This window comes from Arthrobacter sp. SO3, assembly GCF_020532825.1.
In the GTDB taxonomy this organism is placed as follows: domain Bacteria; phylum Actinomycetota; class Actinomycetes; order Actinomycetales; family Micrococcaceae; genus Arthrobacter.
In genome coordinates this window covers 1-10,745 of the sequence record NZ_MQTS01000117.1, presented here as the reverse complement: position 1 = coordinate 10,745, position 10,745 = coordinate 1, and the positions used below count along the sequence as shown (strand labels likewise).

10 protein-coding genes are annotated in these 10,745 nt (G+C 65.8%); 4 read left to right on the top strand and 6 right to left on the bottom strand.

Annotated elements, in window-relative coordinates:
* Positions 1–249 (bottom strand): hypothetical protein (locus BJQ90_RS12100; RefSeq protein WP_226760504.1); only part of this gene is annotated, 249 nt, incomplete at its 3' end.
* A 352-nt stretch (positions 250–601) separates the two neighbouring features.
* Between BJQ90_RS12100 and BJQ90_RS12095 the strand changes: the two genes are divergently transcribed.
* Positions 602–814, top strand: coding sequence for a hypothetical protein (locus BJQ90_RS12095; protein ID WP_226760503.1), 213 nt, complete (start codon positions 602–604; stop codon positions 812–814).
* 10 nt (positions 815–824) lie between these two features.
* Positions 825–1,067 carry a hypothetical protein gene (locus tag BJQ90_RS12090; RefSeq protein WP_226760502.1) on the top strand — a complete coding sequence of 81 codons (243 nt, stop codon included), beginning with the start codon at positions 825–827 and terminating at the stop codon, positions 1,065–1,067.
* 951 nt (positions 1,068–2,018) lie between these two features.
* Here BJQ90_RS12090 and BJQ90_RS12085 read toward each other — a convergent pair.
* From BJQ90_RS12085 to BJQ90_RS12065, 5 genes are all read right to left on the bottom strand, one after another.
* Entirely contained in the window at positions 2,019–3,206 is a 1,188-nt protein-coding gene (locus tag BJQ90_RS12085) for an FAD-dependent monooxygenase (protein WP_226760501.1), read from the bottom strand.
* 565 nt (positions 3,207–3,771) lie between these two features.
* The gene (locus BJQ90_RS12080; protein WP_226760500.1) at positions 3,772–4,992 is read right to left on the bottom strand and encodes a redoxin domain-containing protein; all 1,221 of its coding nucleotides are present in this window, start codon (positions 4,990–4,992) and stop codon (positions 3,772–3,774) included.
* Entirely contained in the window at positions 4,989–5,888 is a 900-nt protein-coding gene (locus BJQ90_RS12075; protein ID WP_226760499.1) for a cytochrome c biogenesis CcdA family protein, read from the bottom strand. The genes BJQ90_RS12080 and BJQ90_RS12075 overlap by 4 nt, the downstream gene beginning before the upstream one ends.
* Position 5,889: 1 nt before the next feature.
* A complete protein-coding gene (locus BJQ90_RS12070) occupies positions 5,890–6,924 on the bottom strand; it encodes a cytochrome c oxidase assembly protein (RefSeq protein WP_226760498.1) in 1,035 nt (344 codons plus the stop codon).
* 2 nt (positions 6,925–6,926) lie between these two features.
* Positions 6,927–7,403: a MarR family winged helix-turn-helix transcriptional regulator gene (locus BJQ90_RS12065; RefSeq protein WP_226760497.1), complete on the bottom strand. Its 477-nt coding sequence runs from the start codon at positions 7,401–7,403 to the stop codon at positions 6,927–6,929.
* 180 nt (positions 7,404–7,583) lie between these two features.
* Between BJQ90_RS12065 and BJQ90_RS12060 the strand changes: the two genes are divergently transcribed.
* Together BJQ90_RS12060 and BJQ90_RS12055 are read left to right on the top strand one after the other, a co-directional pair.
* Positions 7,584–9,713 (top strand): transglycosylase domain-containing protein, encoded by a 2,130-nt coding sequence (locus BJQ90_RS12060; protein WP_226760496.1) that lies wholly within the window; start codon positions 7,584–7,586, stop codon positions 9,711–9,713.
* A gap of 83 nt (positions 9,714–9,796) precedes the next feature.
* Positions 9,797–10,060, top strand: a complete 264-nt coding sequence (locus BJQ90_RS12055; protein WP_226760495.1) for a hypothetical protein — start codon at positions 9,797–9,799, stop codon at positions 10,058–10,060.
* Positions 10,061–10,745: the final 685 nt, after the last annotated feature.

Genomic DNA, 10,745 nt, shown 5'->3' with positions numbered 1-10,745 from the left:
CACACGGCGGCGCCCGCCCATGCGATCCGGGCAGCCCAGCGCGAGAAGGAAGACAGCCTCGTCTGACGCACCGACGGGATCGAGGACGACGGCGGGACCTCCCGCCGTCGTCCTCTTTCGTTGCGATGGTTCGCTGCCCCGGTCCACTGCCCGGGCGGCTGCGGCCCCGATCAGGATGCCGGGTGCGTGAACAAGACGTCCGAGTGGGTTCAAATAGTCGCTGCGGTTAGAAGTGTCTGAGGTAGTCATTCGGTGAGCCTGGTCAACGAGGGAACGTCCTGCCTGCAATGACCGTCTCAGTTCCTTGGTTCTATGGGGTCCGATCGTCTGTAGTGGACTGTGGCACAAGCTGGATCGCTTGCTTGGTGGACGACGGGTTCTCTTAGCGTGTCGGTCAGGTGTTCGTCGTCACGGCGGAAATAATTGGCATAGGAGATGACTATGCTAACTTTTCCGGTCCAGATGCCTTCTGGAATGCGCTACTGGACAGTGATCAGCGAGGGCCCGCTGGTCATGTCTGTGGCGGATGCAAGTGAATGAAGCCATCCAGGCTGGGGTCGCGCGCACCCTCAGCACAATCCCAGTTCGTGTGTCTCGCCAAATGACCGCCACCGAGTATCGGGCGCGCGTGGCCGAGGTCCTCAACCTTTTTGGCATCGAGGCGGTGGGCGACGAAACGGGAATTCGTTACGGGGGCGAGGGCGTTGAGCTGGAAGATCAGCCCCTAGAAGCGGCCATCCGCATACTCATTGGGAAGCGATTCGGCATCCCGGAATTCACAAATGTGAGCGAGCCAGGCAGGAGGCCCGCGTAGCGTGGGGGCCATGGAAAACCTGGAGGTCAGCATGTCGCCGGACGGCGTCCCGCTGGCATTCAGGGTCGCCGGCGAAAGCTGGCGCGTCGCTGAGGAACCTGTCCGCTGGTACGAGCGCACGGCATGGTGGGAGCGGGAGTCCAGGATGCCGCGGGAGAGCGGCGGGATCGACGGCAGCCCCAGGCGCGCCTGGAACACAGCACGAGCGGGGCCGCCGGAAACCGCAGCGACAGCAGCACACAGCCGCTGGTGACGTTCGTGCTGGTCCGGGACCAGAACACGGGGGAGTGGACGCTGAGATCCGTCGACGAGAACCGGGAATCGACGGCAGAGTTCCAAGACTGAAGATCCTGTCCCCAGGCGCTTCGTTTCAGTCAGCTGTAGGCAGGCGCAGGTGACCCGGTTACCGGGCCGATGAGCGCCCGGCACGTCGGCCAATGGGCTGGCGGGACCGCCGCCTGTCACGGATTTCAGGATGACCCGGCACAGCCGGGTCCGGGAGGGAAGGTGCGAGAGGTAACGCACTGACCGCTCTTCCCCCAGTGGCCGTTCGCGGTGGCGCGCTCAACCGTCTACCGCGCCATTAATCGCGCCGGCGACACCACGTAACCCCTGGCGTAAATTTCCGTCCCGATCCTTTTCGGACCCGGAGTAACTACTACGCCCACACCTGTGGCTCACGCAAGAGAGGCGCCCGACGCTGCCTGACATGCACAAACGACGTCGTACCGCGCCGGAGTCTCATCGGACCCCCGTAGAACCTAGGATGTGGGACGCGTTCGGCTATGGCCATGTCCAAGCTGCCGAGAAGAACGCTTTGGTCCTAAGGGCGATCTTCCCCAACCTGGTGAGGTCAGCCGACCTTGGTCCAGCCGCCGCAGCTCTGGCTCACAAAGCCTTCACCGGGATAGACGCTGACAATCGGCGCCTGAGGCGCGAATGAGATGAAGTCGTTCTCGATCGTTGCGCCCTGCGGGCCGGTGCGTTCCCAGTTCCGCGGCGAGCCGTGTCAGGGGGAGAGAGACATGGGGGAGCCAAATTAAGGGGAAAGTGAGCCGGCCGTTTCGTCTTGTGGCGTGGTGTGGATAGCGGGGTATTCAGTATTTCCAGATGGTCGTGGCGAGACGAACTGGCCGTATGTGGAATTTTGGCGCCGTGGCCGCCATCGTGGCGAGGGCTTCTATGGAGCTGTCCCGGTTCGGGACTATTTTGCGATCCTGCCCACGATTTGGCGGGCCACCAGGCGGTCGATTCCCGGCAGATGGGTGGCTCGTATGATCCACCGGCGCAGGAGGCGCTGGGTCCGGTTGGCGGGCAGGAATGATTTTGCGGTGCGTCTCCCGGCGGCCTGGGCCTCCTCGACCACGGGTTGCCATCGCTGCTCGAATTCAGTGAGGGCGGAACTGATCCTCTCAGGTGAAGCGACGGGTCCCAGGACATCTCCCAGGAGCGCGGCGCCGGCGATGGCGAGCGAGCCGCCTTGACCGGCGAGGAGGGAGACGGCCCCGCAGGCGTCCCCCACGAGGACAGTCCGCCCCCTCTGCCAGCCCGGCATCACGATCTGGGCGACGACATCGTCATACGGATGCTCGGGGCACAGTTCCAGCAACCGGTCGACCGCGTGGCTCAGTCCGGCGAACTCGCGGCGCAGCCGCTCCCGCGGGCTCCCGGACCGCTGGTGCCCTGGCGCTCCTGTGGCATCCCGGTAGACCATGAATGCAGCCACCTGGTCCGAGCGGAGGCAGTAGAGTCCGGCCATCCGGTCGATGCTGTCGGTGAGAATGAACCTGTTCCGGAAACGGGCATTCAGGACCGGTTCGGTCACGATGAACGCGGCAGCACGCATGCCCAGGGGGCGCAGGTACTCCTCTTCCGGGCCGAAGACCTGGGCCCGCACGCCGGAATGGATGCCATCAGCGCCGACCAGGGCGTCCGCGGCGAACGTCACGTCCGGCGAGTTACCGACGGCGACCCGCACGCCGTCGTCATCGTTCCAGACCCGGGATACGGGCATCCCGTAGTGGACGCGCACCCGGCCCGGGGCAACGTCGTCGAGCGCCGCGAGGGCGGCCCGCTCCATATCGGGACGCAGCAGGCTCAGGACCTTGCCGCCGGCAAGCCGGGCGAACTGGTCGTAGTCGAGGCTGGACGTGGGGCGTCCTGTTGCATCGACATACTCGGCTGCTTCGACATGGTAGGCCACCGCTGCGAGCCGCGGGTAAAGGCCGATCCGCTCAGCCGCCGCCACACCGGGACCAAAGAAGTCCATCATGTAGCCATCGGGGCGCGGCGCAGCCGATTTCTCGAGGACCTCGACGTCCCAGCCGGCCAAACCGAGTTGGCGGGCCGCGACGAGGCCTGCAATACCTGCACCGACAACGACGGCTTTCATGTCCGGCCTTTAACGATCGGATCCGCCGGGTTAAGGAGCCCCGTCGGGAGCGCAGGAGTCCAGCCGACGCCCGCTGGCTCATTCTTGACTCTTTGCCAGCGGACTGTCCAGAGCCCGGGACGCAGTTTTGTGCCGTGCCGATGATTCTGCCGGCCGGGAAGGTGCGGGGAAGCGCCGCCTAAGCCCGGGCTGCTCAACTGCCGCAGAGACGGGAACACTTCGCCACCGCCGAGTTGTCTTTGGTGTTGCCCGTCACGCGTGGTGCTCAGGCGAGGTCCAGCGATTTGGGGGAGGGTAGACGAATCTGGCAATCGTGGTCGACACCCATCCGATGCAGAAACCTCCGAACACGAGGAGACACGTCCGCATACCCTGAGGACCGAGGATCGTGAGCGCGAGCGTGAGCAAAACCGCCCAAGCGATGGCCAGGCCGACGCTGTAATACCAGTAGTTCCTGAACCCGCTCATGGATGCATCCCTACCGATCTCGAGGCTCGTTCAGCTCATGGTCGTCCGTTGCTGTCTGTTGTGGCAAGTAGCAAGGTCGAAGCCGTGATTCGTGTGGTCAGCTGGGGGCGTTTGTGAGGGTGTGGAGGACGTATTCGAGTTGTTCGGCGCTGAAGGTTCCCGGGTGACGGACGACGAGTGTGCCGTCGGGTGCAATGATGGCGGTGAAGGGCAGTCCGGTGATTTGGTAGGCCCCGGCGGTGGCGCCATTGGTGTCGGTCAGCAACGGGTAGCCGGTGCCGCTCCTTGCGGCCAGAGCGGCGGCCGGGCCGGCGGGGTCGGCGACGTCGATTCCCAGGAATGCCACGGACGCGCCCAGACCGCTGTGGGCTTTCTGCAGTTCAGGCATTTCCCCGACGCAGGCGCCGCAGGTGCTGGCCCAGAAATTCAAGACAGTGTACTGGCCCTTCGCTTTGTCCAGGGAGAACTGCGTTCCGGGGTCAGCGAGCACGGGCAGGGTGAAGGGCGGGGCCGGCTGGCCCAGTGTCGCCGGTCCGGCGGGCGCGTTGCCGGAGGGTGCGGGACCGCCAACCGGGGCACCGGCGCGGCCGGGCAGAAGATCGGCCGCCGTTTGGGCCATGGCCTGGGCGAACAGGGCCGTGTTCGCGGAGCCGGTCCCGAACTGCCCGATGGCCGATTCCTTGCCGGCGGGGTCGATGAAGAACAGTTCGGATCCGTGGACCACCTCGCCGGTCTTCGAGTCGACGCGGACCGGTACGTGATAGTTGGCTGCCACGGTGGACAGCTGTGCTGGCGTTCCCGTGCCGAAGACCCAGTTAGTGGCGGAGGCGAGGCCGTGGACTTCGGTCCAGGTTTTCACGTCCTGGACGGCGGTATGCAGGGGGTTGGCGTTTACGGAGAGGAAGACGACGTCGGTGGCGGCCGTGCCCAGGTCGGTGTTGGCGGCGGCGACATCCTGGGCCAGCAGCGTGCACAGGTCCTCGCATTCGTCGTCGTTGAAGGACAGCACGACGGATTTCCCGCGGTATTGGGACAGGCTGACGTTCTTACCGTGTTGGTCGGTGAGGGTGAAGTCCGGGGCGCTGTCCAGAGGGGCGGACATGACGTCGAGCTGCAGTAGTTGGGCCGCGGCCGAGCTCCTGTCCGGCTGGGCCGCGGCGGCATTCGCGGGTCCGGCCGGGGTGTCCGGCCGGAGGGCCGCAATGAAGATTCCGGCGAGGGCTACGGCGATGGCCAGCCCGGCGGCGGCCCAGGCCACAGCAAGGCCCCTCCGGTGTGTGCGGTTGGCGGCGTCAGAGGGTGACGGTGTGGTGTTCACGGGCGGTGCTGCCTTTCCCGGCGTCCGGGCGCGGTGTCCGGCGTTTCGGTGGTGATCTTGTGGATGACGACGGCGATCGCGGCCAGCACGATGGCGCCGAGCAGTATTGCCCACAGGAGCGGTTGCGCAGCGATACCGGCGGCGAACCAGCCCTGTACTCCGGTGACCGCCGATGTCACACGTGACACCGCCGTCGGGTCCAGCAGTTCCGTCAGCCAGTAGTAGGCCAGGTAGGCTCCTGAGAGCGTCAGAGTGATTCCCGAGACGCCAGCCAGCCAGCGCCCTGCGGTCCGGGCACGGCGCACGGCGGCCGAGCCGAGCGTCGTGGTGACGACGGCGGCGGCAGTCACGAACAGTCCCATTCCCAGGGCGTAGGCAAGATAGGTGGCGAGGCCGGCCTGGAATCCCTGGCCGGTGACGGAGCTGGCTACGGCGGCCAGGAACAGCGGCAGGGAACAGCTGAGAGAGCCTGTTGCGTAGGCCACCCCGTAGGCCACCATGGCCAGCACTGACCGCCGCGTGCGGAAACGTGGGGCGGACAGGTACAGGGCGGGTGCGCGGCCGAGCAGGGTGGAGATTCCGGCGCCGGCCATTGCGATCCCGACGGCGGCCATGACCCAGGGCAGCCAGCCGGTGGCCAGCCGGGCACCGCCTTCGAGCAGCAGCCCGAGTACGCCGAAGACGGTGACGAAGCCGGCGCTGACACTGGCGCCGGCCAGCAGCCCCCGGGTGATCCGCGCGGTCCCGGAGGCGGCCGCGGGGCCCGTAGCGTCAGGTGTGCCGGTGAAGAGGGCAAGGTAGGCGGGGAGCATCGGGAAGCCGCAGGGATTCAAGGCCGCGGCAAGGCCGAGGGTAAAGGCGTAGAGGACCGGTCCGGCCTGGTTTGCGGGGACCATGTCAGCGCCCGGATCCCGTGCGCCGGTGCAGCGATTGCAGGTAGGCGTTGTAGTCCATCAGCTCGGTGTTGCCGTCACGGGCGGCGCGGCGCTCGGCGGCGCGGGTTGCGCGCTGGTCCGATTTTTGCCATTTCACCACAAGGGCGCCGAGGACGAGCAGGGTCGGAAGCTCGGTGAATGCCCAGGCGATTCCGCCGCCGGCGGCCTGGTCCGCCAGTGGGGAAAGGTGCCATCCGGGTATCGGCTGGGCGTAGAACTTGACCATGAGTGCGGTGGACATCATGACGACGACGCCGAAGAACGCGTGGAACGGCGCCGTTGCGGCCAACTCAAGGACCGGCAGGATGGGGCCCGCGACGCTGCGGAATCCGCGGGTGGGGTTCCGGGGCGAGGGGTCGGCGCCGATGATCCCCCAGAAGTAGAGGAATCCGATGACCAGGAAGTGCACGAGCATCAGGTTGTGCCCCCACCACGTGCCCATGAGGTCATCAAAGACCGGGGTGAAATACAGGCCGTACAGGCTCATAATGAACAGGGCAAACGTCACCGCCGGATGCGTCAACACCGCAGCGAAGCGCGTATGGAAAACCCACAGCACGCCGCGGCGCAGGCGGCCGCGGTGCCCGCTCCCGGCAGGCAGCGCCCGCAGCAGCAGCGTCACCGGTGCCCCGAGGACCAGGAATACCGGTGCAAGCATGTTCAGCACCATGTGCTGGACCATGTGAATGCTGAAGAGTTCCATGCCGTAGCCCTCGATCCCGGTGGCGGTGGCGAACACGATGATGCCCAGACCGACGACCCACCAGATGGTCCGTGCAAGGGGCCAGGTGATGCCCCGGCGGTGGAGAACGACAACTCCGCACCCGTACGTCAGCAGCAGGATGACTGCAGCCCAGGGCAGGAGCGGAACGGGCTGGGGGTGCCAGGCCAGGACCCGTGCCAGCGTCGGGGGCTCGGCCGGCATCCACATCGGCCCGCTCATCACCACGCCCGGGTCTCCGACACCCGGGAGCGGCAGGCCGGTACCCGGCGCCACGCCTAGATCCCCAGGATGAGGGTCTCGTCCGCGGACGGTTCGCCCGCGGCCCTGGCAAAGATTTCAAAACCGGTCCGGACCGCTTCAAGATCCGGGCCGGAAAGCGTCTCCAGTACCCGGGAAATTTCGCGCCTGCGCGCGTCCGTGACCTCGGCGTAGACGCGGGCGCCGTCCTCGGTCAGGGAGATGATGACTTCGCGTCGGCTGCCGGGACTGGCCGAGCGTGCGATCAGTCCGCCTGCGACCATCCTGTCCGCGAAGCGGCTGAAGCTGGACTGGTTTGCACCCAGGCGTTGGGCCACTTCACCCATGCGCAGCGGCCCGAAGTTGGAGAGCACCACGAGGACCCGGAACTGGGGAAGCGTGACGGTATCCATCACCGGCGCCAGCGATCTGGCGATCACGCCCAGGAGGGCGCGGGAGGCGGTGAGGGTGCCCTCGATGGCGGCGCCGCGGAGTTGGACGGTTCTAGCGGCCACGCCGGGACCGCCCGGGGATGAAGAAACTACCGGAATTCATACTTGCTATAGTACATATGTTGCGTGAGGGAATGCATTGCGGGTCCGCTGCGGCGCCGCCCTCAACCAGTGTTCCCGCCGGCGCGCCGGCCGCGCAGACAGCACTGAAGACAATGGCCCCGACAGCGAAGGTTCATCTCAATGGCTCATCCCGGGACTGCCGTGGGACGGTTTCTGCTCTTTCTTTTTGTCGGCGCGGTGTGCGGGGTCATGGTGGCGGGGCTGATGATTCCTGCCGCCGCCGTGGCCGGTTCGGCGGCAGGGTTCTCAGCCCGTCTTGTCGAAAGCCTGCCCGATGAGCTGAAGATCGACACTCCCGCACAGACCACCACAGTCCTCGCCAATGACGGATCCGTCATGGCCACCTTCTTCAGCCAGAACCGCGACAGTGTTCCCCTAAAGCAGATGTCGCCCTCCCTCCGGGATGGCATCGTCGCCATCGAAGACGCCCGGTTCTACGAACACGGCGGCATCGATCCGACCGGAATCCTCAGGGCGCTGGCGGCCACCGCGGGGGGCGGACGCCAGGGCGCCTCGACGATTACCCAGCAATACGTCAACAACGTCATCATCCAGTCCCATATCGCCGCCGGCCGGCCGGACCAGGTCAAACTGGGAGCGGCCAAAACGGTCGGAGACAAGATCCGGGAGATGAAACTCGCCGTCGCCCTGGAGAAGACGTATTCCAAAGAGCAGATCCTCCAGGGCTACCTCAACATCATCTACTTCAACCACAACGTCTACGGGATCGAGGCGGCCGCCGAGTACTACTTTGGCGTCCACGCCAAAGACCTCAATCTGCCCCAGGCCGCCACCCTCGCCGGCGTCATCAACAACCCGGCCTACTACGACCCGGTGGCCGAACCCGAGCACGCGATCGCGCGGCGCAACATCGTGCTGGACAAAATGCTCGAGCAAGGAAAAATCACGGCCGCAGCGCACGACGACGCCATCAAGAGCCCGATCGGGCTGAACGTCCATCCGGCCCCGCAAGGGTGCATGGCTGCCCTCATGGCAACGTATTTCTGCGATTATGTGCAACGGCTGATCCTCAACGACCCGGCCTACGGCGCCGATGAGGACGCGCGGCGCGGCGTTCTGTACCGCGGCGGGCTGACCATCAGGACCACCCTGGACCCCGGGCTGCAACAGATCGCCCAGGACCAGGTCAACGCCACCATCGCGGGGGCGGATCCCCTGCAGCGCGGGGCGGCCCTGGTCAGCATCGAGCCCGGCACCGGCAAGATTCTCACCATGGCCCAAAACACGGCCTACAACCCGGCCACCGGCCCGGGAAACTACATGGGCAACTTCGCGCTTCCGGCCACCGATGCCAACGGCCAACCGCTGGACGGGGCCGGCGGATTCCAGGTCGGGTCCACCATCAAACCGTTCATTTTCGCCCAATGGCTCAACGCCGGAAAATCCATGAACACCGTCCTGAACGGGGCCGTCCGGGACTACCCGCCGGGCTTCCCCTGGAAGAACACCTGCGGCACCACCACTGGCTCCTATGACCCGGCGACCGGAACCCACCTCCTGCCCAACGACGACCCCAACCACTACTACCCGATGACCGTCCTGCAGGGCCTCTACCAGTCCATCAACACCATCACGTTCCAATCAGCCAGCCGCCTGGACCTCTGCGATGTCCAGAAAATGACCACGGCCGCCGGCATCACGGACGGACACACCAACAAGCCCTACGACTTCTCCAACATCTCCAACCTCATCGGCTCCGTCGACGTCGCCCCGCTGACCATGGCCAACGCCTTTGCGACCTTTGCCAGCGGAGGCATCTACTGCGCCCCGGCGGCACTCACGTCCATTACCGACAGTCACGGAAACCCGCTCCCTGTCCCGGGACGGGACTGCCACCGGAGCCTCGACCCCGCAGTCGCCGCCGGCGTGGCCTATGCGCTCAAAAACGTCCTGACACGAGGTTCCGGCTACAACATCCCCGTCGACAAGAGGCGCTACGACATCTTCGCCAAAACCGGCACCACGGACGGGAACACCATGACCTGGACCGTGGGCGCCACCGCCGGCATCGCCACCGCATCCTGGTTCGGCAGCTATAAGGGCACCGGGCCGCAATGGGTCAACCAACACATCACTATCAACGGGCGGTACTACGACGGCGTCGACGGCGCCGACCTCGCCGGCGGCCAATGGGGACGCTTCATGGACGCAGCCGCACCGCAGTTCACAACAAGGGCATTCCCACGGCCCCCGGCATCGATGCTCGCTCACTCGGGCACGAGCAAATGAGGCTTCGAGGCCAGCAACGCGCGCCCCCCGGAGAGTCAGGACACGCCGTAGACAGTGCCCGCCCACGGATGTACTTTCATGGAATGGACAGCAAAAGTGGTTCGTTCGGGCGCCGCGTCGTCGATCTGGTGGCCGTGGCGATGATCGGCGACGGGGCATTGGGGCTGCTTTTGCCCGCCGAACACATGAAGACGTGGACCTGCGGGCCGCAGCGGTGGCGCGACTTCATCAGTTTCTTCGCCGAGCGGCCCGGGCTGACCCGCACAGTCGGGGCTGTGGAGATTTGCGTCGCGTTCTGGTGGGTACGTCGATCCCTGAACAGCAGTCCACACGCCCGCATCCGCTAACGGCGGCACGTGCGGATCGTCCCGGTGGTGTCCCCACCGGCGCCGCTCCCGGACTCCGAGGGGGGAGTCGGCGCCCTCAGATCAGATGTGTCATTACTCTTTGCCTGCTCCGCCTTTGTGTTGGGGGCCCACGGTTCCGTCCGGACCGTAGTCGCCCTCGGCGTATTGGCCAATTTCCGTCCCTGCGGTTCGGCCTTGAACCGTTCCGGCGGTGCCGTAGTCGGCCTCTACAAAGCGCCCTGCTTCCTCTGTATCTTCATCCGGGGACGGGGCCAGAGCTCCCTCGCTGCCGGCTGCACCATAATCGCCTTCGGTGTACTGTCCTTCGTTCTCACCAGAGTGGCGGCCGGCCTCAGCGCCGGCCTCACTGTAATTTCCTGTGACATAGCGGCCGCGGACCTCAGCATCCCGTGAATTTCGCCCGCCACCAGGCTCGCCCGTGTGCCCTTCAGTCTCGTTGCTTCGCGTCATGATCCGGCCTCCAAACAATCCGCTGGGTGGTGTTACGCACAGGTCCAATTCCAGCGAGGGAAAGGGCCCGGAAGCAGCCGCTAACGTGCGTCATGTTCCAGCGGCCCCGTCACGCGAGAACCTTCGGGCCTAGATGTATTACCCACGGAGGTTAGTGACGCGGCTTGCTGGTGGCTGACCCTTGAGTGAGGTGTGGCCTCGGTGATGATTGTAG